The following is a 25,660-nucleotide window of genomic DNA, read 5'->3' as shown; positions in this document are numbered from 1 at the left end:
TCTTCACCTCATAGCGCATTATACCCACGCATCCTGATCGTAGCCGCGCACTTCCCAGTAGCCGAAATGTTCCTTCTCGATCAGCTCGATGCGGTTCAGCCATTTGACCGATTTGTAGGCGTACATTTTCGGAACGACGAGCCGGACAGGTCCCCCGAGCTTTTGCGGAATCAGCTGGCCATCCAGCAGCACGGCGACCATGACGTCCTCCATACGGGCTTGCTCGAGCGACAAGCAATCAGTATAGACCCCGTCGCCCGAATAAAGCTTGACGAATTTGGCTTTTGCCTGCAGCCCCGCCGCGTCCAAAAACTGCGATAAGGGAATGCCTTCCCACGTGCAGCTTCGTACGGACCAACCGGTTACGCAGTGAAAATCGCTCACCTGAACCTTGCGCGGGATGGCCTGAAATGCTTCCCAGTCCCAAGTTTGCGGTTTATCGACGAGTCCGTTTATCGAGAAGCTCCAATTCTCCGTTGTATAAACGGGAAACTCCGTCACCGTATAAATACGGAACTGCCCTTTGGCCCCGCCCCCTGCAGGAACGGCCGACTCGGCTAACGGCTCGGGCGGAGGCAGCATTTTATTGCCGTCTCCACTCGAGTAATCGGCTATCGAGCCTCCGCCGGTATTAAAAGCGCCCTTCATCCAGCGGTAAAACGACGGCCCGATTACGACAAGCAGCGCAGCGGCGGCGCCTAGACGGATGAACATCCTGCGCGACAAAAACGGCCGATCGAGCTTCGAGTAATCGACAGGATAACGCTCCCCGCTATCGGCGGCCGAAATCGGCCCCGGCAAGCGCCGCTCCTCCGAACGCCGTTTGGCAGCCTCTGCGCGCTTCTCCTCCCGCTCGATCCGTTTTAAATAGCGGCTTCGCGAAATCGAATGATACGCAGCGTACGGAATGCCGATCCACGTAAACAAGTCGTGAATAACAAGCGCCGTATTGCTCCAAGCCGGAGGCAGCGATCGGAATTGCCACAAAATAATGCCGCTGACGCTCCACCCGGCCAGCAGCAGCAGAACGACCCAAAGGTTTCCGATTTGCGCCGTTTTGCCCTTGAGCTGGCGCAGATGTTTGGCGATGAGCGGCAGATACATGGCAACGACTGCGATAGAGCCGATGCCCAGCACGATATGAAGCTGCTTCAGCAGAACTCGGAGCGCGCCAAGCTCGCCCCGTATGGACGGAATATAAATCATGATCCCCGTAACCGCGAGCACCAATACCAACCAGCCGTTCCATGCATGCAGGGCTTTCAGCTTTTGGCCGTAAGGCTGCTTCAGCCATTCCCGAAACCGCTCCATCCCGCTCACCTTCCTTTTACCTATATAGAAAGTCAGTTGCGAATCAGGCTCCCAAATGCTCCGTACAATTATAGACAAGACATTCCCACTCGACGTCGGCTTCCGCCTCGCTTTTGCGGACGATGCTGATCGACGTGTTATGCAGCGGCTTGATTTCTACGTCTTTGACAAGGCCGGACATTATCGTGCGTATCCAAGCGCCGTGACTCACAATTAAGATACGGCTTCCTTCATGTCTCCGAGCGATTTCGTCAACGGCCTGCATGCCGCGCTCCAGCACCGCTTCCACCGGCTCCTCGTCGTGATCCATATCGCGCCAGCCGGAGCCCCATTTCTCCACACGCTCCTGCTCGGTCGTCCCGTCCAGCCTGCCGTGCGTTTTCTCGCGCAGCCGGATATCATGCCCCGTTACCGGAAGGCCCTTGGCATCGGCGATAATGGCCGCCGTTCGGCTTGCCCGCGATAAATCGCTTGCATAAATATAGTCCCACTGTTCGCCGGCCAGACGCTCCGCGACCTGCTTCGCCTGCTCAAGTCCCGCTTCGTTAAGCGGAACGTCGTGCGAGCCTTGCGCCCGCCCCTCGAGATTCCAATCCGTCACCCCGTGCCTGACAAAACCGATAATCGTCATATGGCTTTCTCTCCCTTACCTTCTAATATCTCTATCGACGGTGAACCTAAACAGAACCGCCATTTTGTGAATGCAGGTTCGCGTAGTTTTTCCAGTTAAACGTATTTTTCTCGCCTCTTTACCGAAAATAACTGCAGATGTATTCACTGCCAACCCGCCATCAAATCCTGCCCGATCCACAAGCCGAGCCAAGCCAGGACGATGCCGAGCGTATAGCTTCCTCCCAAATAAAACAATAACCCGTATACGTCGCTGCTTTTCAATAGGGTGAAGCCTTCATATTTAAACGTGGAAAAAGTCGTAAACGCCCCCATAAATCCGACAGCGAGCAAAAACCACCAGCCCGTATCCTCCAAGCCGGCGCCCAGCAGCAGGCCGATAAGCAGCGATCCGAGCGTGTTGACGACGAACGTTCCGATAGGAAATCGCATCGGGAACGTGCGCACAAGCCAGCCGGCCAGCAAAAACCGGGATACCGCTCCGCACGCGCCTCCGCCCGCAATCAAAGCAAGATTGACTAGTATGCTCATGCGGATCGCCCTCCTTTAAGCACGCCGGCGTTTCCCGCAAGCCGGGAGCCGAGCCATACCGCCAGCAGGCCGCCCCAAAAGCTGATGACCACATACACCATCGCCTCCTGCTTCAGCCCTTCTCGTAACAGCTCGACCGTTTCGATGCTGAAGGTCGAGAACGTGGTGAAGGAGCCGATTAAACCCGTGGCGACTCCGGTGCGAATGTAAGGATGGATCGACTCGTAGCGGCTGAACCGTGTAAGAAACCAGCCCAGCGCAAGGCAGCCTATTATATTGATGATCAACGTGCCCAGCGGAAACGGAGAGGCCCACAGCCCATGGACAAGGCTGCCTATCCCGTAACGCAAAAGAGCTCCGACCATACCGGCCGAAGCAACGATTGCGAGCATGATCCTTTGGTTTATTTTTCCCATTTCTCCGCCCATGTTTGCACTTCATCCATAACCGGCTGCAGCGCTACGCCTTTCGCGGTCAGTTCGTATTCGATGCGAACGGGTGTCTCGGGATACACTTTGCGCGTGATGATTCCGGCAGCTTCCAGCTCCTTGAAGCGCTCGGATACCATCCGGTCGCTCATGCCGGGAATCATTTCTGAGATGTCCTTAAACCGTTTGGGACCGCTAAGCAGTACCCGAATGATTAAACCGGTCCATCTTTTGCCGAGAAGCTCAAAAGCGGATTCGAATTTGGGACACAACGAGTGCGAATGCTCTGTCATGGTGCTTCAACTCCTTATACATAAGCGAGCGTTGCCGCTCACGATGTTTTATTTAATAATATTTTATCACACCCCCTTGACAAAAGTAAGTAGTGATTTTAAAATAACTTACATAAAGTAAGTATATTACTTTAATTTATATAAGGGAGAGGTTATTGATTATGATGGCATTAGGTTTACTTCTTATTCGTTTGGTGATCGGATTGACGTTCGCGGCGCACGGCACGCAGAAGCTGTTCGGCTGGTTCGGCGGCTACGGCCCGAAAGGAACCGGCGGCTTTTTCGAATCGATCGGCATTAAACCGGGCGTCACGCTGGCGGTTCTCGCAGGACTTGCCGAGGTTGCCGGCGGCCTGTTGTTCGCAGCGGGTTTGCTGACAGGCGTCGGAGCCGCATTCATCGTGTTGACGATGCTGATTGCAATCGTGAAGGTCCACGGCCAGAACGGTTACTGGGCGACGGCAAACGGCACCGAATACAACTGGGCGCTCATCGTGATCGCCGTAGGCGTAGCGCTGATCGGCGCCGGCGACTATTCGCTCGACGCCGTATTGTTCTAACCGTCAAACAAAGCAGGCCGCTTTTGTCTTCCGACGAAAGCGGCCTGTTTCTGTCAGCTCAATTTATAGAAGCGCATGGCGTTTAATCCGAACAGCTGGTCCAAAGAGTGGGAATCGAACGTTTCCGGCAGCACCTTAACCAGTCCGTCGTATACCTCGGAATAATCGGCCGCAAGCAAGCAAACCGGCCAGTCGCTGCCGAACATGACCCGCTCCGTCCCGAAAACATCGATCGCATGCGTCACATAAGGCTTCAGGTCGGCTGGCTTCCATTTCTGATGATCCGCCTCCGTCACCATCCCTGACAGCTTGCAATACATATTCGGAAACTTGGCGATCGCCGCCATCTGCTCCTTCCACGGATAGAGCTTGCCCGCTTTAATATCAGGTTTGGCGATATGATCGACCACCCCGCGTAAATCGGGAACCTTCTCCAGTATTTCCAACACATGCGGCCAATGCCGCGGATTCATAAGCAGATCGACGGGAAAGCGATCCGCAGCCAGCCGCTTTAAGGCTTCGACGATGCGCGGGCGTAAAATCCATCCGTCGTCCGTTTCCTCTTGCAGCATAACGCGGATACCTACAAAATACCGGTTTTGCAAAAGCCGCTCGTACTCGTTCTGCCAATCGTCCGATTCCAGATCGAGCCAGCCGACTGTACCCGCCAGCGTTTCTTCCTTCTCGCAAAGCTCAAGCAAAAATTCCGTTTCTTGCACCGTCCGCGCGGCCTGTACGACGATCGTGCGCTGAATGCCGCATTTGCTCAGCTCCGAACGAAGCCGGTCTGGCAAATAATCTTCATATAATACGCCCGTTTCCGGTGTCAGCCAACCGTAGTCTCCCCGCTTAAGCAGCCAATAATGCTGGTGAGCATCGATACGCATCTTCCCGCTTCTCCCCTTGTCAGTTAAGTTTGCGCAGAACTACCAAGTCTTAATCTTAATGATGACATGTTTTTCGCCCCGCCGCAACCGCTTTCCAAGACATCAGGGATAATCGTCAAAATCTGATTAGGGCATACCGCATACAAAGCTATTCAGCGTTTCTAGTTAAGCCTGCTGAACCCTTGCAGCGCTTTCTCCACTCCCATTAGCTCATTCATATCACCGCTGTTCAGCATACCGGCAAGTTCTGCGAATACTTCGCCGATCGCTTGCCCGTACGATGCGACAATCTCAGGCGTATGCGCCAACGTCGGATAAATAACCGTCCCGGCCAAAAAACCTCTGTTCAGCATTTTGATCGTATACAGCGTCTTCAGCTCACTCGCATATTCGCCGGTAAACTCGAATTTCGCCAAGCAAGGATACCCTTCGCCCACATGGACGGGGAGACCGGATTGCAGCCCATATGTTTTCCATGCACGCATAACCGCCGATCCCGCTTCCGCAACGATGCTCGGAACGTTCACTGTCCGCATCCGCTCCACCGTTGCCAGCGCCGCGGCGGGACCAATGCTTTCCGTCCAATAGGTGCTGCTGATGAAGCTTCGATGCGCCCCTTCCATCGCTTCGCTCGTTCCGATTACCGCTCCGATCGGGTGACCATTGCCCAACGCCTTGGCAAGAACGGCGATGTCCGGATGAACGCCCAGCTTCAGATGGGCGCCGCCCAGATGCAGCCGCCAGCCGATCGTGATTTCGTCGAAAATGAGCAGCCCGCCGATTCGATGTATCGTATCTCGCACATGCTCCAGAAATCCGGATTCCGGATCGTCATATCGACAGGGCTCCATCACAACCGCAGCCAGTCGGTCTCCATACTGTTCGATCAACCGATTGAACGCCTGCCGATCGTTAGCCCGAAACGTGACCGTCGTCCCTCTCAATTCGTCCGGTACGCCCGTCGGGTCTAGTCCCGACATCAAATGTCCTTTCAAGGCGTCGTCTTCACCGAGGTTTGCCGCCAAATACCAGTCATTCCAGCCGTGGTAGCCGCAAACGGCTACGATTGAGCGGTTTGTCGTCGCGCGGGCGATCCGAACGGCTACGGTGCAAGCTTCCCCTCCCGTCCTCGTATACCGGACCTGCTGCGCCCAGGGATGAATGTCGAGCAGCGCTTCCGCCAGCTCTACCTCTTCCGGCGGATTGAGCGTACTCATGCTGCCGAGATTGATCCGCCTTCTGACGGCACGGGTTACGGCCTCATCGCGGTACCCAAGCAAGCAGGAGCCGATCCCGTTCGTGGACATATCGTAGTAATGCTTGCCGTCGAGATCCCAAACCTCGCATCCCCGGGCCTCGCTGAAGTAAGCCGGCCACTTGCCGGGGGCCAACTGCTCAGGCCTTTTGCTTAAAAGCTGCGTGCCGCCCGGAATAACGGCTTTGGCCGTCCGGTACAACTGCTGCGTCCGGTTATCCTGGGGACTTGCCAGTTTCGTTAAGCGCATCGCATTATCGTAAAAAATATGCGCAATATCCGACTTATTGAGTCCGATCATATCGGCCGCCGACTGCAAAGCCCGGAGCGACTCCAAGCCGACAAGCGTCGGCGCGGTGCGGCCGGCCCGCTCCCAATCCAGCGTCTCCTTCTGCATCCAGAAGAAGCCGTTTCCGACCGTGACGGCCCTTCCCCTGATCGCCGAAATGGGAAAATCGCTGCCCCACATCAGCTTCTCTGGCCCAAACTCGTACAGTACAGGCGCGATCGCCTCCGCCTCGCAAACGGCGGACATGTCGAAATACACATTGTCCAGCCCCCTGAGCGTTTTGACACTTTGCGCGTGAGGAGCGTGAAAGCTACGGCCGGCATGCGCCAGCACACATTTGGCATTCGGGTAGCGGCTGCAGAAATCGCGTAACTGCCGCTGGTTTTCCGGGTCCTCCAACGCGGAATCCTTGACGATATGCAGCATAAGAATAAGCCCGTGCCGGTCGGCCAGTTGCCAGAAGCGTTCCGGAAGAAACTCGTCGATCTCGGAGTCGGCCGTCGTCGGTCTAGAGCTGAAGCAATGATACGGCTTTAAGCCCACGATTTTATCGTTTTGCAAAAACAAATTGATTTGCTCTTCCGAATACTCCGGCGAAACGAGCAGCAGCCCACGGCTGCTCGTTTCACCCTCCAATTGCTCGATTAAATAGCGGTTCGCCTGATCCAGATCGCAAAACTTGGACGGCATCGGAAACAGCAGCCCGCCCAGAACCTGCCTCCCCAAAAGCTGCTCGACGGAGGAACGCCAGCGAGTGACGGACATTTCCGCTCCTCCCTCGGTCCATATCGATTCGGATTCCAGATGGAGATCCTTGACTCGCCAAATATGAGCATGCGCATCGAAAATACGCTCGGGCACAAAGCCCGCAAGCTGTTCCCTGATCAGCAAATCCTGCTCTGTGAATGTGTAGTGATTCTGTCTCTCCATCTCCATGTCCCCACTCCTATTTTTCGTCCTGCATCGAATAAAGGCGGTATATTACCATCGCGCTTTCGGCACGTGTCGTATGGCCGTCCGGAACGAACATCCCTGCTCCCCGCCCGTCAGGATCAAGCAATCCGTACCGGATCGCCGCATTCACGGCAGGTTTGGCCCAATCACTGATTTGCCGCTCGTCGTCAAACGCCGAGGACGGCTGTCCGGAATGGTCCACAGCTTGGTTACCAATCAGCCGCTCGTACGCTCTAACCAGCATCACGGCCATTTCCTCGCGAGTAACTGCCCGATTCGGCTCAAAATGCGTATCGTCGATGCCGTTGACCAACCCTGCCTCTACTGCGGCCGCAATCGCCGCGGCATACCACTTGTCGTCATCAACATCTCCAAATGTTGTCTTTACCGTTGCTTTAAGGTTCAACAATCTTGCGAGCAGCGCCGTAAACTCCGCCCTGGTCACATTTTGCTGTGGAGCAAATCTTGTACTCTCGATTCCTTCCACGAAATGCCTCGCAGTTAAAGCCCGAATAACATCAGCCGCCCAATGATCGGCCGGGACATCGGCGTACGTTTTATCATACTCGATAACGGCGTATCGTCCGGGTTTGGACAGCTCCGCTTCGATCGTATCGCCTTTAATCGTTCCGCCGATGAAAATAAATCGGCCATTGTCGCCAATCTCATAGATGCCAAGCAGCTCCCGCTTAGCCGAGGCCGGGATCGGGAATTCGATACGCAGAGGAGTACCCAGTTCATTGACAATTCTTTCTTTTCCGTCTTTCGTAACAAGAGAAACCGTAACCTGCCGCATATCTCCGACCAATGTCAGGCTGGCGTTCTCTTTACTGGCAATCCCGTTCAGCACCTTCCCTGCCTCATTCGCCCCTATCGAACCTATCTCGAACGATATTCGGGCATCGTTTCGTTCACCTGCCGGCAACGAGCTTGCGAGCTGCTGCAACAATTCCGGCGACAACGTCAGCACGGTCCCGCCTGTAGTGATGCTTACCGGCTGCCCGCCAGTTAGTTCATGGGCATTCGCCGGAAGTGTAATGCCGGCCTTACCTGCCGGCAAGGCGATCGTTACCGTTCCGCCGCTTCCCGGCTGCAAATCGCCCGCCGCAATATCAAGCCAGCCGGAACGAGCCGGTGCCTGCTTTGCTTCCGGCGTCGGCGTAGGTGCCGGCGTTGCTTGCGGTGTCGATTCCGGTCGAGGTGTAGGCGTCGGTTCCAGTGTCTGTGTTGGTGTTGGTGTTGGTGTTGGTGTTGGTGTTGGTGTCGGTGTCGGTTCCGGCTCCGTTCCCTCGTTATCCAACTGTTCCTCCGCACCGATCGAAGCTGCGCTCGGCATAGCCACGCTTGTATCCTGAATGATCAGATCATCGAGGAATACATTCGTTCCCGCGAGTAACGGGCTCTCTGAAGAAACCTGAATGTAATTGATAATATTTTCATCCCGGTAATAGCCGATGCTTCCTTTGCTTGCGCCGTTCACCAAAACTTCCGCTGTATTCGCATCGGTGTCAAAGCGAATTTCGACATCATGCCACTGGTTCAATGCCAGTTGGGTCTGCACCGGCAATGGCGTCCACCCGCCAAGAGCATTTCGGTATTGCAGCTCCCCTTCCGGGGTAACGTACAGTTGGAACATGGAGCCGAGCGCATCCAGCCCGTACGAATAGCTTTCTTTCAGGGTAACGACAAAGCCACTGGCCAAGCTTTCGGCAAACATTTTGAAATCGACTCTGCCCTGCCTGATCCCTGTCCCGAAACTCCGGATGCTTTCCGTACGGCCGTTCTCGGAAACATCATTCAACTGCAAAGAACCTGTCCCGGAGTATTTGCGGTCGTAGCTGACCTTGACGTTTTCCGACAGCTGCCACCAGTAATTCCCTAGCAAATCGGAAGACTCGAACCCGCTGAACCCTCCATGACTGCGATAGAGCCACCGGTCGAAATCTTCAATTCGCAAGTCATACGATTCTGTTCCCTTGTATTCGTAGGTCAAGATTGCGCTTCCGTCGGCGGTTATACCCATATCCGGCTGTATTATCAGTATGAACCCATCCGGAGTATGGTAGGAAGTACGCGCCAATACGTCCCGGTAACCGTGAAAGCTCGCCATTTCGTCTTTCGAATAGGCTAGGTTGAGTGGAGTTCGGATATAGGAATCCATGCCAAACGTATTGTTTCCGGCCCATAGCAAGAGAATGTCGTCATGATATTTTTTCAATGCCGGATGGGTATTACTAGAATAGACGAACGATTCGGACACCGGACTCCACGTTCTGCCATGATCCGTCGAAACGCTTTCGCCCAAGCGATACTTCCCTTTGGTTTGCGTACGGAATAACATTTTGATCGTCCCGTCCGATAATTGTACGACTGTCGGCTCCGTCGTTCCGCCTTCATAACCGTCGCTGTCGATTTGAATGTCGCTTACGCTCTTCGTCCAAGTCGCGCCTTTATCTGTCGAATATAGGACGGAAATCCGGAATCCCCCGCTATCTGTGTACACGTAACCAAAAGGCTGCAAAATATCGCCGTTGTCCAGTTCAATCGGACTCGTGACCGTCACGTTATAATTCCAGCCGGTGTTGATTTGTGTCGGTTCGGACCATGTCACCCCGTTATCCAGCGATCGGACAAAAAATAACTTTGAGGAACAAGCGGTTAAGCAATCGGTCGTTTGATAGTTGGTCACGTGAATGAAAGGAATGATTAGTTCTCCGGTCGATACTCGGATAAACGAGCCCATCCAATCCATCCCGCCCAAATAGGCGACGAACTGATGCTCTCCCCACGTTTGGCCGTTATCGCCGGAAAACCGCACGAAAATCCCGTTTGCCCCGTTGCTCGCCTGCATAAGCCTTCCGTCCGGCATCAGCTCCGTCTTGGTCTGACCGAACTCCCCCTGCGAATCCACGCGTCTTTTAAAGGTCCGATTGCCGTATTCGATCTGGAAGGTCGATAATCCATCCGATACGTTCTCCGCGCGCTCATTGCCATAGTACATATAGATCGTCATCGTGGCCGAAGGCTCCAGATATGGAATGCGGACATAGTACCCTTCCCCGGCCTCATAAAAATGAAGCTCCTCCCCCGCGTCGTCGGCAAATCGCACATCATCCTCATTCGGCTTCAGCTTGCCTTCCACGATCAAGCCCGGAATACCCAAGCTGTCGTTGCTCATATAAACCGTTCGGTCATAAACAACATCCGTCACCGAAGACTGAATTTCGATTGCTTTACGATAAGTCCACCCGTTATTGCCGCCGAATGGCCATTGCTCCGCAGGCGATTGGATGACGGCCATCATAAATTGCATGTTTCCGCCGCGCGCAGAAAATGTAGGGTCCAAGGTGTCATAATGCTGGTGAACCTTCACATACCTCGCCGTTGCCGAAAAATGATAAAGAACCGTGCGGAAATCCTGCTGCCGCATTTCCCAGCCGTCTAGCTTCGTATAGGTAATATTGTCCTGGCTGACGTAAAGGCTAATATCCGGTTTGCGAAGCCGCGTATCATTGTCGTTGTCATAAAGCATGATCTGGTTAAAGCTCCGTGCTTCCCCGAGATCGGCGACGACACTGTTCAGCTTCTGGTCAAAATGAAACTCTCCCGTATACCCCCATTCGGCAGCCACGCCTAAATAGGGGGCAAAGTCATTGCCAACGCTGCCGATTACGGCAGGTAGCGCGTTCGGATGCGCCGTCTGCTGGCCGGTAACCAGGAAAGCCTTGATCGCGGACTTGGCATGTTCCAGCATGATGTCGCCTTCTCCTGTTCCCGCAGCGACATGTACTTTCACATAGCGGGCTCTTATACCGGAAAATTCAAATACATACGCGATCTGTCCGCGAGTCGGCACCGCCTGATAATTCCAGCGGGTAATCGGGCTATAATTCACATTATCCTCGCTGCCGTACAGAACAAAGTCGGAACGGTTCATCACATGCTCCAGGTTCGACGTCCACAATTCGAGCTTGGAGACCGCTCGCGTAAAGCCCAAATCGATGCCGACGCTTCGCCCGGGCACATTCAAGGCGACGGCTCCTGCTTGTTCTTCCCATTGCTGAAGCGGCCCTGTCGCCGGAACGCCATCATATTCCTTCACGGCGGCGATGCCGGGCAGTTTGGTCTCGACAGGCGCCGCATAGGCAGCAATGTCTTCCTGCGGGTTTTGCAGGAGGAAGGTTCCGTTGCTGTCGTCGAATACGCTCGTTATTTTCACATATCGCGCGCGCAGACCGGTGAACGCGATGCGATGAACGACATGACCGGATATTTCACTGACGGTCAACGTCCAATCGTGAACGGGCGTATACGCGGTATTGTCGTCGCTCTCATAGATGCTGTAGTGCTCCTGATTCATCCTTGTGGCGTTGGCGCTGCGCAGCTCGATCGCTCCGATGTCTTTGACGTCATGCAGATCGATGCCTACGCTTCGTTTGGCCTCATCCATGAAGAGCGGCATTGTCGCTCCCCAATGGGTCAATCCTCCGCTTTCCGGATCGGCGTCTTCGTTCAGATAGCCGACTCCGTCAGCCGCCAATTCATAGGTAAGACGTTCCGTAAATGCCAGAATATCCTCTTGCGCGTTTAGCAAATGAAAGGTGCCGTCCAAATCCGCATAGGATTGATGAACTTTCATATAGCGGAACCATACCGGATTCGCAAATTCGATGCGATGATGGAGCCGGCCGTTCAACGTAAAAGCTGAGAATGTCCATCCTTCCAGCAGCTCGTAATGTTCATTGTCGCTGCTCCCGTACACCGTATAATCAGCCTGCCCCAATCTCGATGTCGCATCGGAGTCGCGCCATTGAACGGCGTAAACCGGCTTGTCGGAACCGAAGTCAACCCCGATGCTAAGCTGAGCTTCATCCATATCCAGCGAAGCCGCGTCCCCCCAGTTGCTTACCGCCGTATGGGAAGGCAGTGCATCCCCGGGTATAAATCCTGCGCGGGCAGGAGCGGCGACCTCGCTGGAGGCCGGCGTAACCGTCGCCATAGCCGGGCTAAGAAACGCTTTCAGATCGGCTTGCAAATTGGCGAGCGTAAACGTTCCTCCGGAGGAGCCGGCAAATCCCGTCTTGACCTTGACATACCGATAGGCAAGCCCTTCAGGGAAATCGATTTGGTGAACTAAACGCCCTCCAACGATTTTTGCGGAGAACAGCCAGAAGCTGATCGGCTCGTAGCTGCTATTATCGTTGCTCGCATAGATTTCATAGTCAGTTCGCTGAATACGGGTCTCCGCATCGTTATCCCACAGTTCGATCCTTCCCAATATGTTTCGGTTGCCGATGTCGATACCGACACTCGTTTCGTAAGTATCGAGAACTACCGATTGACCGCTTCTCCCCCACTGAGCGAATGTCCCGTTCCATGGAGCCGAATCCTCGGGAAGATAGCTTGTTTTACGGTCAGCCTCCGCCAAGTCGGCAGGCAGCGCCGCCTTGCTGTATACTTTAATATCCTTCTGCATTCGGCTTATGACGAAATCGGCCAATTCGTCTTCATACAACGTTCGAAACTTGATATATCTGGCTTTGATGCCATCTCCAAATTCAAACACATGAGCCCTCTGAAAATTTTGCCGTCCCTCTTCATGAAACGACCATTGCGTGACAAGACGATAGGACCGATTATCATCGCTGACGTAGACTTCGTAATCCTCGGCGCGTTGACGGGTCGTCCCCTTGTTGTTCATGATCTCCACCCTGGCGATCGTTCGCACTTGTCCAAGATCGGAACCGACGCTGCGGTTTAAATAATCGAGCGCGGCCGCTCCGGTAAAGTCCCAGCTATCCAGCGGCAAACTGCCGTTATCATGGAGCAGGACCAAACCGTTTTTCGTGCTTACTTCGATTAGCTGCTCGGAACGATCGGCTGCAAAAAACTTCAAACTGTCCGCGTCGCTAAAGGTAAACGTGGCGTCGTCATCGCTGTACAGCGAATGAAACTTGAGATACCGGGCTTGGACGGCTGTACCGAAGCGGAACGTATGCACGGTTCGCCCTTCCCTGATTTCCTCCTGCATCGTCCAATCGCTCACCAAAGCAAACGACATGTTATCGTCGCTGCGATACACTTCATAATCGTCTGCCGTCTGCCGCGTCGGAGCGCCGTTCGCCTGAACCCAGTTCCATAACTCCGCCGTGGCAATGTCGCGAACGGCTCCGAAGTCGGCGCCGATGCTGCGTTCACGATAGTCCAGCGAAAATCCCGACGGGAAACTATACGGTTGGAGGGGCAGAACGCCGCCGGTGTCGTTCTCCATCACGATCCCGACTGTTTTATCCGTGATTTCGCTCGAATCGGTCTGCTCATCCGTGGCAAATAAGACGATGCTCGCCGCATCGCTAATGGCGAACGTCCCGCCGTCATCGCTGTGCAGCGAATGAAACTTGAGATAGCGGGCCTTGACGGCCGCAGCGAACTGAAACGTGTGCACGATCCGGCCTTCTCTTACCTCTTCCTGCATCGTCCAGCCGTCGACTATTTGATAGTTGATATTATCGTTGCTGCGATAGATTTCATAATCACTTGCCGTTTGCCGCAGAAAAGCAGTGGCTGGCTGATTCCAGTTCCATAGCTCCGCCTTTGCGATCCTTCGGGTAGTCCCCAAGTCAGCGCCAATGCTGCGTCCGCGATAGTCCAGTCCAAAAGCCGACGGAAAACCGTAAGGCTGCAGGGACGACGCTCCTCCGAAATCGTTTTCCATCACGACGCCTACTGCTTTATCCGTGACTTCCAGCAATTCCGGTTGCTCTTTCGGGGCAAAAAAGACCATGCTTCCCGCGTCGCCGATGCCGAACGAAAAATTGTCGTCGCTATGCAGCGAATGGAACTTGATATAGCGTGCCTGGACGCCAGCGCCGAACTGAAACGTATGCACAATCCGGCCCTCTCTTATGTCCTGCTGCATCGTCCAGTCGCTCACCAACTGATACGTCAGGTTATCGTCGCTGCGATATACTTCGTAGTAGTCTTCCGTTTGCCTTGTCGAAGTGTTGGTTGACAGGCTCCAATTCCATAGCTCCGCCTTCGCCACACTTCGCACAGTCCCCAAATCTGCGCCGATGCTGCGTTCGCGGTAGTCTAACGCAAAGGCCGATGGGAAACTGTAAGGCTGAAGCGCCGCCGCTCCCCCGGTATCATGCTCCATCACAATGCCGATTGATTTATCCGTTATTTCCGCCAAATCCGTTCCTTCGTCTGCAGGGAACAGCTTTATGCTGTCCGCGCCGCTAATGGTGAAAGTCGGATTTTCGTCGCTGTACAGCGAATGAAACTTGAGATACCGAGCGTTAAGCGCCATACCGAACTGGAACGTATGCACAACCCGCCCTTCCCTTACCTCCTCCTGCATCGTCCAATCGCTCACCAACTGATACGTAACGTTATCGTCGCTGCGATAGATTCGATAATCCTCTTCCGTTTGCCGCGTCGAATCGCCGTTTGGCCGATCCCAATTCCATAACTCCGCCTTTGCGATACTTCGGGCATTCCCCAAATAGGCGCCAATGCTGCGTTCGTGATAGTCTAACGAAAATGCCGACGGAAAATGATAAGGCTGAAGCGGCTTCGTTCCATCGGTATCATACTCCATCACGACGCCGACCACGATGCCGACCGGATCATGACCCGCAAGCTGGACGGCACCGGCTTGCGCGTACTGTACAACATGTAAGTTAACGGGAAGCAACAGACATAAAGCAAGCAATAACACGAACAGCTTTCTGCTTATTTGCCGATTTTCCATACCTGCATGTATCTCCCTTCAACGTTTCTCTGATTTTTTCAGACCGCGGGGTTTACCGCTTCCGTCCACGGAAAGCTTCCTTATTCGATTATGACCGCTTTAAGCTTTGGCGAGTTCACGAAACCCGGAGCGCAGAAGCACGCCTCATATTGCATAAAGCCGCTTCCGGTCGGCGCGCTGATCGTCGTTCCGCTCACCGCAATCACTGCGCTCCATGCGGCATTCTCCGTCTCCTCTTCACTGCCGCCGAATCTTACGCGGAATGTTATCGCTGTTCGATATGGCGTTTCGCCTGCCCATGAAATCCGCGTAGGCTGTTCGCAAGCGAATACTGGAGACTTGTAATATTCCTTGTCGCTCCGGTCATAGCTGTTCCCTTGCTGTACCGCGGTAAAATTATGCGGTCCGTATCCGGCAATTTCCTGCACATGATCAAAATCGAGTCCATCCGGCCCATTCATAATGAGCTTGGAATTGACCATATGGCCGAGGTCGTTGCGATGGCAGCATATGAACAGATCCGGGTATCCATTGCCATTCAAGTCCACCGGCGTAAATGCGATGGAAGACAGGCAATCCATACATTGAGGATGCTCCCAATCAAAATTCCCCTGACCATCTCCCCGGAAAATGCGTGCCGGCAGCTCGCGGGTTTCTGTCGTCGAATAGAACGGAAGCAGCAAATCGAGATTTCCGCTCCCGTACATATCTGCCAAAGCGGCAAATCCGGTTGTCCCCCCAGTCTCAAACCGCGTGCTTGCCGCTTCCGGATACCCTTGTCTCCCGTCTTTCAGCACATAAACATGGCTTGCTTTACGCGTATAATGTCCGGCCGTCGTAACGAACAACTCCAGCCAGCCGTCCTGATCCACATCCGCAGCCGCAATGCCCATAATCGGCGCCCCGTTATACTCCTTAAGCGTAATACGGCCCGTCCGCTCCAGCTCGAAGCCTTGCAGTCCTCCATAATAAACGCCGATATGCCCTTCACCGTCGCCATAGAGAAAATCGGCATAGCCGTCATTGTTAATGTCGGCCAGCAAAACCGCTTGCGACATTTTGGTGAATGCCGGCAATAACTGACGTCGATCCGCACAATAACCTTCAGGTCCCCCGAAAAAAATGTACACAGAATCATTCAAGTCTTCCTCTGTATGTTCCAGCACCCACGGCACCATCATCACATCGAGCCAGCCATCGCAATTGTAATCGCTTACAATCACACCGCCTACGAGCCGCCCCTGCTCCCCGTTTTCGGCAGACGGATGAAGCAAGTCGACATATTGCCCCGGGTCCGGCCCGTCAGCCGTCCCTTTAAAAATACGAATACCATTCATTGTAGTGACCAGCAGCTCGGTGAACCCGTCATTATCCACATCGGCGGCCGCATAAGTATGGCACATCGCGTTGACCGGATAATGCTTGCGGTTTTCGGTTTTATACTGATAATCATCCGTTCCGTAATAGACAAAGACAGGGAACTCCGGATCATACTGCGATGGACCGCTCATCGTATTGCAAAATACGATTTCCTTGATTCCGTCATTGTCCAAATCGGCCGCCAGGCACCCCATCGGCCCATGCGTATCGAACGCCGTCACATGCTCTGCGCTAAACCCTGCTTCACGATTCCAGAAGACGAGAGACTGGGTATCGTATGTTTGGGTCGTGCAATAGTGAGAAGTAATAATGTCCAGCCGCCCCGTATTGCGAATATCCGCCGTCTTGACCCAGGAACATCCGTAGCACGGCAGCTTCTGCCAAATCTCCTCCAAACGGTCCGTCTTTCGGATTTCTACGCCGTCTATCGTGCCGATAACCAGCTCCGGGATACCGTCGCAATCGATATCAGCAATATCGGTCGTCAGCATCCCTTGTATGAACTGGCCTTGCAGACCGGGAATTTCCAACACCTTGCAATCATTTGCCGCAAACCGGCCGGCACGGTTCCAATAAATCGTGATCGTATTTCCGCCGGTAAAAATAATCTCCTTCCAGCCATCGCCGTTCAGGTCGGCGGCTTGAACCTGAACGGCATAGCGCGTAGGCAGCCTGGTTGGATCTGTCGTATGAAATCCGCCGACGCCGCCCCAATAGATCGTCGATTCGACATCATAGTGATAACCTTCGCGATAATTCGCCAGTACAAGCTCGGGATAACCGTCTCCGTTCAAATCTTCGCAAATCAGCGATACGGTCGCTGTTCCCGCCAGCTTGTATTGCTCCGTCCTATCGGCAAACTCGCGCGGGGCTGTCTGTTCATACACCTTCTGGTACATCGGTATGCCCGGATTGTGATGGTCCTGCCACGAAGTCGCGAAGATGACCGACTTGAGGCCGCTTCCGCTTATATCGCAGACAGCGGCATCGTAAGCGCCGATCGTGTCGAAGGCGGTGCGTTCACCCGTCAAGCCTTGCGGCCCGCCCCAATAAATGTACGACTGCAATTCGGACGTGACCCCGTTCTCACCATTCAGGACGATTAAGTCCAAATAGCCGTCACCGTCTACGTCGGCTGCGATCGGTTTCCAGCCGCTGTCATGAGGGAGCTGAGCTTTCGCCCAGCCCTCCCCCGCAGCGGTGTACACATAAGTGGGAGCGCGTTCCATGTATCCGTGCGAATTCGGCAGCACAAGATCAAAACAGCCGTTGCCGCGCAAATCATTGTCCATAATGCGGCGCATGATTCCGCTCGCATCGACAAACAGATTGCCGCCCCCGCCGCCGAATGTCCCTTTTCGAAGCTGCTCGAATCCTTTATGTTCCATCTTCACTCCAACACTCTCTCCCTGCCGCTATAGTCCCAAAAACTTGATCGCATTTTCCCGGGCAATCTTGTTAAACACGGTTTCGCTGATTTTGTTCGAATCGCGCCATTGAATCAGCGTGTCGACCAAATCCACCGGCATCGTCTTCGTACAAATATCGGTTCCGAAAAATAGCCGGTCCTGGAATTCAGTAAGAAACTTGGGACCGTACTCGGGATCGCGGGCTATCGCGTTATGAGCCGTAAAATCGGATAAATCGCCGTACAAATTCGGATACCTGCGGAACAGAACCGGCACGACTCCTTCTTCCTCGATCGGGCCTTCAGGCAGTCTGCCCGTCTGGCCTCCATTCAACTTGAAAATAAACGAGCGCTCTCCAGGCGTACGGAGCCGGCCGATTTCCGCCCAGAACACCGGACCGTGCCCGAATATAGCCAAATTCGGGAACCTTTGCAGCGTATGCTCGAGCTGCGGCAAGCCGGGATCGTCGTACAGGCCGAAGTCACCCGTTTTCTGATCGGAGCCGTCGAAGACGATCGGCAGCCCTACGCGCTCTGCGCAGCGAAATAAATTTTGCACAAGCGGGTCCATCAGTTCGGCGTTGAGCATTACCTCGCCTACCCCTTTGCAGCCTTTCTCCTTATAATAGGCAAGCACCTTATCCAGCGGCGCCTCCGCCGAATTGGTCAACGCCCGCGGATCGATATTGCAGTAAGGGATGAACCGGTCGGGATATTGCGCGGCCATATCAAGAATATCCTCATTGGCTTGCGGAAAATAAATTTCTGGACTGACGATCGGCAGCAAGACGCCCTTCTCGATCCCTAGTTCATCATAGCGCTGGATCAGTTCCTCCGCCGTGCAGAACTGAACGACGAAAGGCACTGGCTTTCGGTATGCATGAGCATGAATGTCGATAAACATGTAGGTTCCTCCCCGGTCTTGCATTTTATTTTGTTTCAACCTGCAAGGCAATTCCCTTTCTCCATCACATGCTGTCTCCCCTGATGTTTCATTGGTTCCAACTTATACTGCTGTTACATCATGCTTCAACCATGCAAGAAAGGCATCGTCGAACCACGCTTCCGGATTTTCCTTGAATGCCGCCAGCACGTTGTCCACATATTCGTCGGCCTTGATGCTCGTAAATAGCGAGTTGCCGCACTTGGTATACGTGACCAGGCCAAGTTTATCCAGCATGGCTTGCGTTTTCACCGTATCGTGAAACGGCCAAACTCCCGGAACATTATGTCTGGCCAGCTTCGACATGGCTGCGCATTTCATCCCCGGATCCCGGATCGTGCCGCAATAATGCTCCACAAGCGCGTATTCCGCAAAATGCTTGAACGTATTGTAAAGCGTATCGATGCCGATAAAGACGATTCTCGCTTTATGCAAATACATCTTCTGCCACGGCGACGAATACGAGAAGCAATAATCGCCGAAGACGCCCATCCGCGGGCCGTAAGCCGAATGCTCGCTTGTGATCTCGGCCGCCCGCTTCCCCCAGGCGGCTACCGAATGCGTTTCCTGATCGCTCCGGATGCTGTCCGGCAGCAGGCGGAACGTTTCGGTAATATTTCCTACGTCGGACGGGGAATTGCGAATGTCCCAGTTGCGGTAGGCGTTCGCAAAATCCCGCTGCACAAGCGTCGGAAATACGACCGTGCCGGTTTCCGTGACCGCTTCCTTAATCGCGTCGATCACGGCAAGGGGACCGCCGATGACATGGCCAAAGCTTTTTAATGAAGAATGAACGAGCACTATATCCGACGGTACGACTCCAACCTCTTGAAAAGCGCGGACGATGTCCGCTTTGCCAACGCTTGGCACCGATTCGCTGCTCATGAAATCCCTCCTGAAAGCTGCTGCTGCACATGCAGGCAGTTGAGCACTTTCTCTTGAATATCCTGACGTCTGTAATAGTAATGATTCGTCGCTTCGTAGCCGATCCGCGAATCCCTGCATATGAGCGCATAAAGCAATTTGGCCAATTCCAGCTCTTCTTCGACAAGCTCGATCAAACGGCTCCGCAGCCTTTCCCGTTCCTTCGCGTCCTCTTCCTGAAGAAACCGGTCGCGGGCAATCACGAATGAAATTTGCATAGCGGTGCTGCGGAAATGATAGTAAGCACCCATTGCCGTATGGAGAAGCTCCGTATAATCTTCTTGTCTTCCATCCGATACGGCGGCTTCCGCTTCCGTCAACTGATCCAACCCCGCCTTCCACTGCTGCGCCAGGAGCTGAAATTGCCGCTCGAACCGCTCGGCGGTATAGATGTTTTTCCAGGTGCTCAGGTCGTCGTAAGGAAAGCCGATCATCGTTGCTTTGTAGCCGGTCGGCGCAAGGTACAGCAAATTGGTCGGACCCGAGTTTTGAGGGCCGGTATAGACCGTTACAATATGAAACGGAAACTGCCGGAAGGCTTCGCTCATCTGGCCGATTGCCGCGGCGATCGGCTCCGCCGCTTCGCCGAACTTACGCTTCAGCAGCTCCGTCTTGCCGGATAAAGTCGGTGCTCCCGCAACAGTGGCATCCGAAGCGAATGAGTCGACCGCAGACGTTTCCCAGTAATATTCGGAAGCCAGCTCGAGATTGGGCGACGGATAGCCTCCGAGCGTCCAGCTTAACATTAAACCGGTGACGCCTGATGCAAGCAGACCGTTCAGATGCTCCTCAATCAGATCCAGTACAGGTAAATAAGGAACAGCGGAGCATTCCCAGGAATTGTTGAATTGCACCTTCGCGACCGTTTGCAGCCCGCGTGCCGCCGCCGCTTCCCAGCTTATTCTCGAGCGTTCCCCCGGACCGACGATGGAAATCGAGTAATCCCGCACATATCCTTGCGTATCCGCTACATGCGTCGGCATCAACTCCTCGCTTACGCACATGACGCGCATCCCATCCGGAAGGCTGCTAATTCCCTTGATAAGCGTTTCTTTCTCGTATTCGGTCCAGGCCCATGTATAGCAGATCAGCTTCGCATCCGGTTTGGCGCTGAACGCCCCTTCGGTGATGCAGCGATTCAGCTCGGCAACGACCTCGATCGGCTCCCGCTCGCGGCAGCGGGCGCATGTCGTCGTTTCGCGATTTGCATGCGAGTAGCAGTGCGTTACATTTTCCGACTTCGTAATCGTAAACAGTCCCGCCAGCTCCGGAACCTCTGTAAACAGCCGGGCCGTGGAGCTGCGGAGATAGTGCTGGATGTCGGGATGCGATGTGCATAGCACAGCGTGTATGCCGTCATGCGAATGCCCCTTCCATTCCGGATACCGCTCGAAGAACGAAAGCGGCATTTCACGCGGTTCATTGAAATACAGATAGACGCCGATACCGTACTCAGCCGCCCGCTCGGTCAACCTTCGCAAACCGTCCAGCCGCTTCTCCCAATGGACCGACAGCTCGGGCGCCGCATCCCAAGGAACCAGGTTATACAGAACCGTATGAAGCCAAACACCGTTCACACCCAGCTCGGACAAGGATTCCAGCAAAGCATCGGGATACGGGTCTACCTCCGGATCGATCAACGGATCGCCAAACACCGCGAAATAGGAATAAATAAAGCGCAGATCCATCTTCGTCTTGCGTTGCGTGCGTCCCCGCTTCAACAGCGGCCCTCCGTACTCCTCCATACGCTTCGTTATCCATTGCAAGCCCTTGAGCAGGCCCGGTTCGTCTACCGCCTGAATCGTCACGGCATGTGTGGACACCTCGATCGCATGGCTTTCCGCGAGCAAGCTGTCATCCGGACGGATGACGAGATGAACCGTTCGCGGCTGCGTGCCAGCAGCCATCTGCTCCGGGTCCAGCTGGCATGCCGTCATCTCGATCCCCCACCGCTGCTTCATCCGCAGAATAAAACGGTCGGCGAAAGTCCGTATATGTTTGCCGCCGGCTGGATAACAGACGCGCCAGCCTGAATCCAGCCGAATGTGAGCGGAATCGCCAGCGGTCAAGCTTATGACGGTTTCCGTCGCAAACATCCGCTTATCGCGATCACCGTCCCCGGCAAATCGGCTCAGAAAACCGAACGGCTTCTCCAGAATCGGATGAACGTCCGCCGGAAAATGCCGGGCGAGCTGCCGCCTAAGCTCCGCCGTCCGTCCCTGCTCCTCACCGGTCAGCGGGCGATAATAAATGGTCTCTCTCGCCGGCTTCAGCGAGCCCAGCTTGATCCAGAGGAAATCGTCCTCCTTCAGAGCGAATGCAAGCTGATCGGCCGTCCAAGCGAGCAGCACAAGCAATTGCTCGTACGTGAGCAAATGCCAGTTTGCCCGGATGAGGGTGATGTAGCCGCGTGACAGCCATAACGGGTCCACCTCCGGGAAGGCGGGCAAGCCCAGCCCTTCGGCAAGCTCCGTCACCTGCTCCGGGCTTGCCTTCAGCAGCTTCGCGATGCGTTCAACCGGCACCATGCCCCAATTCCGCCAGACGACCGCTTGCATCGGCGTCGGAAAATGAGGATACTCAAGCGCAGTCTTTCCTTGATCACTCCTAAATAAGTCGAGCACGGAAATTCCCCTATCCATAAGTTGATGCTCCTACATCTTGATCGATCCGGAGGTCAAGCCTTCGACGAACTGTTTGCTGGCGAACAGGAACATAATAACGAGCGGAATGGAGGCGATCACATAGCCGGCGAACAGCGGCCCCCAGTTGGTCGTAAACCGTTGCTGAAACACCATTAGCCCGATCGTCAGCGGCATCATACGGTCTTCGTTAACGACCATAAGCGGCCATATATAATCGTTCCATGTATTCAATACGTTCAAGACTCCAAGCGTAGCGATGATCGCCTTCGACAACGGCAGCACGATCGTGAACAATATTTTCGTCTCGCTTGCGCCGTCGACCCGAGCCGCCTCGAACATTTCCTCCGGCAGCGAAGAGAAGAAGGAGCGGAGCACGAAAATGCAGAACACTTGACCGCTGGCAATGTAAGGCCCCCATAAGCCCAGCCAGTTGTTGAGCATTTGGAATTTGATGATCAGCCCGAACAAAGGAACTAACGTCAATGTAAACGGAATCATCAGAAGCGCGATAATCAGAAAATATATTTTCTCCTTGAGAAAAAACTGCATCCTCGCCAGCGGATAGGCGGCCAAGCAAGAAATCACGAGAACGCCGACCACCGTCACCCCGCTGATGATAAAGCTGTTGCCGATATAATCGCGGATCGCCTGCCAGGCGGCGGAATAATTTTCCCAGTGGAAGGGAAATGTCACGCTCCAGCGGTTCAGGTTAAATTGCGACGAATCCTTGAACGACAAGCTGATCAATATAAAAAACGGCAGAACGGTTAATATGCCAAAAAATAAAATGATGCCGTGCCTGATGAAAAGACCGCTTTTCGTTGTATGCACGAGACACTCCTTTCCCCCTATTTGGGACTGTATTCCGTCGACGACTGCAGATATTTATTGTTGATATACGTTACGACAAAGATCAGAATGAACAGAATGACGCCGATCGCGCACGCGAATCCCATTCGGTTGTTGATCATTGCTTCCTGATACATGACAAGTCCGGGAACGGTCGTTGAGAACCCCGGCCCGCCTCCCGTCAGCACAAGCTGCGTCTGAAAGCCCTGCAGGCTGCCGATAATCGTAAGAATCAGAATCAATTTGATTTGAGACATGACAAGCGGGAGCTCGATCCGGTAAAAAATCCGAAACCCCTTGGCTCCGTCGACCGTAGCGGATTCGACGATTTCCTGCGGGATGCTCTGGAAGCCGGCCAGGAAGATCAGCAGCGCCACTCCGTTCACCCAAGGGAAGCCGATAAGCATAAGCGACATCAGAGCCGTATCGGGACTAGCGAGCCAAAGCGGAAGCCGATCCTCCGGCATGCCTAAAAACGACAGCGCCGCATTGATCATCCCCACATCCGGGTTAAGAATAAATTGCCAGAGCAGGATGATGATCATACCCGGGATAACTAGCGGAAATACGAACAGCAAACGGTATGCATTTTGCAGCCTTCCGTGCCGGACTTTATAAATCATTCTCGCCACAAGCAGCGGTACCGCGATCGAAATGACAATCTGAAACAAAGTAAGCCAGAACAAGTTCCAGAATGCCTTTGAAAACACCGGCGTTCCGAATATTTCCTTGAAATTGCCGAATCCGATAAATTCGGGCGCGTTAAATCCGTTCCACTTCGTGAATGAATACACGAACGCCGCAATGGCCGGATAATAGCTGAATACGAAGATCATCGCAAGCGTCGGCAGCAAGAATAAGAAAGCGATCACGTTGTTGTTCCTTCTTTTCACCGGCCGGCGAAACGCAGTCTGCATAACACCTGGCGATAAATTCGTCTCGCTCGTCTGGTCCAATTGACATTCCTCCTTTACTACAAAATTTTCGTACCATACCGCAGCTTAGCTGCAGCATGGTACGACACCGTGAAACGGGATTGCCGAAACGGCGGCTCTCGGCGCATGGCACGCAATCAGTGCCGCCCCCTTTTTTCCTGGCGTTATTTTTTCTGAGCCTGCTCCTGCTGCGCAATGATTTCGTCAGCACCTTTGGCGTAAGCTTTTTTCATCTCGGCCATCAGGTCGTCCAGACTCATCGATCCGCTCAAATATTGGATAAGACCGTTTTCCCACGTATCGGAGAACGATTTGCCCATATAGACGTCGTAGCCCTGAGTCACGATAAGCGGGATGTCCTCTTGGAACACCTCATGCCCTTCCGGCGCCTTCGCTCCGATAATATTAGGCTCCGACTCAGTTTCCGCATCAAGCTTGGAAATGTTCTCCGGCTTGCTGAGAAACATCAAGTAATCCATAATAATCGGCAGCTTGCTTGGATCGTCCTTCTCCAAGTAACCCGGAACGACCCACTGACCCGGCCCCCAGGGACCAAGTATTTTCGCACCTTTCTCGGTTGCGAGCGATGCGGATTCCTTGGTTACCAGCGGGAAATTGAACGATCCCCACTCGAATGGCAGCTTCATCGCATTGAACGATGCGATCGACCAGCTTCCGCCGAATATCATCGCCGCTTTGCCCGATGCGAACATTTGGTTTTGATCGTATTTGCTCATAAAGCCCTTAGGCCAGTATTGCGACCATTCTTTGAACAGGGTAAACTCCTGTCTTAAAATGTCTTCGTTCGGTAATACTCCGCTTTTAGTCGCGCGGGCGATTTCGATCGGGTCGATCCGGTTGTTCTTGTCTTCATCAAGATGAGCCATATTTCCGATCAGGAACTGGTTGTGCAGCAGCGCATCCGACCAGGAGACATCGCAGCAGCCTTTGTTGACGTGCATGAAGGCGAACGGCGTCGTGCCGCTTTCTTTGATTTTCGCCTGAACGTCCATAAATTCTTTCCACGTCTTCGGGATGCTCAGATTGAGATCCGTGAAAATTTTCTTGTTGTAATAGATCGCCACGCCTACGCCGTCAGCCGGAATATCGTACAGCTTGCCGTCCGGCGCCCGTACCGAATCAAGCATGCCCGGTATGAACGTATCGCCCCAAATTTTATTGCCGTTATACGGGGTCGGCTTCTTCATCCACTCGTCAACCGCATAAAACCAGCCTTTATGGTAATTCTCCCATGTCGATTCGAAATTGAGCCAGAAAATATCCGGCGCATCCTTGGCCATCATCCGCGCTTGCAGCCAGGCATTGCGGTCCTGCGTGGAGGGAACCTTCACAAGTTCGATCTTGACGTTCGGGTGAAGCGCCTCGTATTCTTTGTTCAGCTCATCAAGTACCTTCTTTTCCGTCGGGTCCTGCGCATCCGGTTTTTTCGGCATATGTCCCTGCGGGTCGAAGCGGATTACCCACTTCTTGTCAGCTGCGCCCTTATCATCCGCTTTTTTAGTTGGCGACGGAACTCCTGCGGCGCTGTCCGCCGGCCCAGCCGACGGCGCGGGATTGTTCTTGGAGCAGGCTGCCAGCACAAGCATAACCAGCAAAATCATGAGTGCGAAAAGGAACAAACCGTACTTCTTTTGCTTCATTCTACTTAACCTCCCTGTTCT

General features: G+C 53.9%; 16 protein-coding genes. 1 reads left to right on the top strand and 15 read right to left on the bottom strand.

The window, feature by feature from the left end; genetic code table 11:
• Positions 1-18: 18 nt before the first annotated feature.
• From DQG23_RS30885 to DQG23_RS30865, 5 genes are all read right to left on the bottom strand, one after another.
• Positions 19-1,311, bottom strand: coding sequence for a molybdopterin-dependent oxidoreductase (locus tag DQG23_RS30885; protein WP_113034890.1), 1,293 nt, complete (start codon positions 1,309-1,311; stop codon positions 19-21).
• A gap of 43 nt (positions 1,312-1,354) precedes the next feature.
• Positions 1,355-1,942, bottom strand: coding sequence for a histidine phosphatase family protein (locus tag DQG23_RS30880; RefSeq protein ID WP_113034889.1), 588 nt, complete (start codon positions 1,940-1,942; stop codon positions 1,355-1,357).
• Between the two features lie 143 nt (positions 1,943-2,085).
• Complete coding sequence (locus DQG23_RS30875) at positions 2,086-2,472, bottom strand: fluoride efflux transporter FluC (protein ID WP_113034888.1); 387 nt, start codon at positions 2,470-2,472, stop codon at positions 2,086-2,088.
• A complete protein-coding gene (gene crcB, locus DQG23_RS30870; protein ID WP_238178123.1) occupies positions 2,469-2,888 on the bottom strand; it encodes a fluoride efflux transporter CrcB in 420 nt (139 codons plus the stop codon). Before crcB ends, DQG23_RS30875 begins: the two co-directional genes overlap by 4 nt.
• Positions 2,876-3,193 (bottom strand): winged helix-turn-helix transcriptional regulator, encoded by a 318-nt coding sequence (locus tag DQG23_RS30865; RefSeq protein WP_113034887.1) that lies wholly within the window; start codon positions 3,191-3,193, stop codon positions 2,876-2,878. Before DQG23_RS30865 ends, crcB begins: the two co-directional genes overlap by 13 nt.
• Positions 3,194-3,354: 161 nt before the next feature.
• Between DQG23_RS30865 and DQG23_RS30860 the strand changes: the two genes are divergently transcribed.
• Positions 3,355-3,753 (top strand): DoxX family protein, encoded by a 399-nt coding sequence (locus DQG23_RS30860; protein WP_113034886.1) that lies wholly within the window; start codon positions 3,355-3,357, stop codon positions 3,751-3,753.
• Positions 3,754-3,806: 53 nt separating this feature from the next.
• Here the strand turns inward: DQG23_RS30860 and DQG23_RS30855 are convergent, their stop codons facing one another.
• The 10 genes from DQG23_RS30855 to DQG23_RS30815 all read right to left on the bottom strand — a co-directional run bounded on the left by DQG23_RS30855 (position 3,807) and on the right by DQG23_RS30815 (position 25,639).
• Positions 3,807-4,640 (bottom strand): amidohydrolase family protein, encoded by an 834-nt coding sequence (locus tag DQG23_RS30855; protein WP_113034885.1) that lies wholly within the window; start codon positions 4,638-4,640, stop codon positions 3,807-3,809.
• A gap of 161 nt (positions 4,641-4,801) precedes the next feature.
• The gene (locus tag DQG23_RS30850; RefSeq protein ID WP_113034884.1) at positions 4,802-7,120 is read right to left on the bottom strand and encodes an aminotransferase class III-fold pyridoxal phosphate-dependent enzyme; all 2,319 of its coding nucleotides are present in this window, start codon (positions 7,118-7,120) and stop codon (positions 4,802-4,804) included.
• 10 nt (positions 7,121-7,130) lie between these two features.
• The gene (locus tag DQG23_RS30845; protein ID WP_113034883.1) at positions 7,131-14,894 is read right to left on the bottom strand and encodes a DUF2341 domain-containing protein; all 7,764 of its coding nucleotides are present in this window, start codon (positions 14,892-14,894) and stop codon (positions 7,131-7,133) included.
• 80 nt (positions 14,895-14,974) lie between these two features.
• Positions 14,975-17,662: an FG-GAP repeat domain-containing protein gene (locus DQG23_RS30840; protein WP_238178127.1), complete on the bottom strand. Its 2,688-nt coding sequence runs from the start codon at positions 17,660-17,662 to the stop codon at positions 14,975-14,977.
• A gap of 27 nt (positions 17,663-17,689) precedes the next feature.
• Positions 17,690-18,586 (bottom strand): amidohydrolase family protein, encoded by an 897-nt coding sequence (locus DQG23_RS30835; protein WP_158560785.1) that lies wholly within the window; start codon positions 18,584-18,586, stop codon positions 17,690-17,692.
• A gap of 102 nt (positions 18,587-18,688) precedes the next feature.
• Complete coding sequence (locus DQG23_RS30830; RefSeq protein ID WP_158560784.1) at positions 18,689-19,510, bottom strand: AAC(3) family N-acetyltransferase; 822 nt, start codon at positions 19,508-19,510, stop codon at positions 18,689-18,691.
• Entirely contained in the window at positions 19,507-22,191 is a 2,685-nt protein-coding gene (locus tag DQG23_RS42335; protein WP_158560783.1) for an alpha-galactosidase, read from the bottom strand. Before DQG23_RS42335 ends, DQG23_RS30830 begins: the two co-directional genes overlap by 4 nt.
• A 12-nt stretch (positions 22,192-22,203) precedes the next feature.
• Positions 22,204-23,025, bottom strand: coding sequence for a carbohydrate ABC transporter permease (locus tag DQG23_RS30825; RefSeq protein WP_113034879.1), 822 nt, complete (start codon positions 23,023-23,025; stop codon positions 22,204-22,206).
• A 17-nt stretch (positions 23,026-23,042) separates the two neighbouring features.
• The gene (locus DQG23_RS30820) at positions 23,043-23,999 is read right to left on the bottom strand and encodes a carbohydrate ABC transporter permease (RefSeq protein WP_113034878.1); all 957 of its coding nucleotides are present in this window, start codon (positions 23,997-23,999) and stop codon (positions 23,043-23,045) included.
• A gap of 143 nt (positions 24,000-24,142) precedes the next feature.
• The gene (locus tag DQG23_RS30815) at positions 24,143-25,639 is read right to left on the bottom strand and encodes an ABC transporter substrate-binding protein (RefSeq protein WP_113034877.1); all 1,497 of its coding nucleotides are present in this window, start codon (positions 25,637-25,639) and stop codon (positions 24,143-24,145) included.
• Positions 25,640-25,660 lie beyond the last annotated feature (21 nt).

The sequence above is a fragment of the Paenibacillus contaminans genome, assembly GCF_003285015.1.
Lineage (GTDB): Bacteria > Bacillota > Bacilli > Paenibacillales > NBRC-103111 > Paenibacillus_V > Paenibacillus_V contaminans.
Note: the sequence above shows the minus strand (reverse complement) of the source record. Positions and strands in the feature narration are given on the sequence as shown.

Coding starts and splice junctions, on each gene's coding strand:
- DQG23_RS30885 (WP_113034890.1), bottom strand. CDS start 1,311: ATGGAGCGGTTTCGGGAATGGCTGAAGCAGCCTTACGGCCAAAAGCTG.
- DQG23_RS30880 (WP_113034889.1), bottom strand. CDS start 1,942: ATGACGATTATCGGTTTTGTCAGGCACGGGGTGACGGATTGGAATCTC.
- DQG23_RS30875 (WP_113034888.1), bottom strand. CDS start 2,472: ATGAGCATACTAGTCAATCTTGCTTTGATTGCGGGCGGAGGCGCGTGC.
- crcB (WP_238178123.1), bottom strand. CDS start 2,888: ATGGGAAAAATAAACCAAAGGATCATGCTCGCAATCGTTGCTTCGGCC.
- DQG23_RS30865 (WP_113034887.1), bottom strand. CDS start 3,193: ATGACAGAGCATTCGCACTCGTTGTGTCCCAAATTCGAATCCGCTTTT.
- DQG23_RS30860 (WP_113034886.1), top strand. CDS start 3,355: ATGATGGCATTAGGTTTACTTCTTATTCGTTTGGTGATCGGATTGACG.
- DQG23_RS30855 (WP_113034885.1), bottom strand. CDS start 4,640: ATGCGTATCGATGCTCACCAGCATTATTGGCTGCTTAAGCGGGGAGAC.
- DQG23_RS30850 (WP_113034884.1), bottom strand. CDS start 7,120: ATGGAGATGGAGAGACAGAATCACTACACATTCACAGAGCAGGATTTG.
- DQG23_RS30845 (WP_113034883.1), bottom strand. CDS start 14,894: ATGGAAAATCGGCAAATAAGCAGAAAGCTGTTCGTGTTATTGCTTGCT.
- DQG23_RS30840 (WP_238178127.1), bottom strand. CDS start 17,662: ATGGAACATAAAGGATTCGAGCAGCTTCGAAAAGGGACATTCGGCGGC.
- DQG23_RS30835 (WP_158560785.1), bottom strand. CDS start 18,586: ATGTTTATCGACATTCATGCTCATGCATACCGAAAGCCAGTGCCTTTC.
- DQG23_RS30830 (WP_158560784.1), bottom strand. CDS start 19,510: ATGAGCAGCGAATCGGTGCCAAGCGTTGGCAAAGCGGACATCGTCCGC.
- DQG23_RS42335 (WP_158560783.1), bottom strand. CDS start 22,191: ATGGATAGGGGAATTTCCGTGCTCGACTTATTTAGGAGTGATCAAGGA.
- DQG23_RS30815 (WP_113034877.1), bottom strand. CDS start 25,639: ATGAAGCAAAAGAAGTACGGTTTGTTCCTTTTCGCACTCATGATTTTG.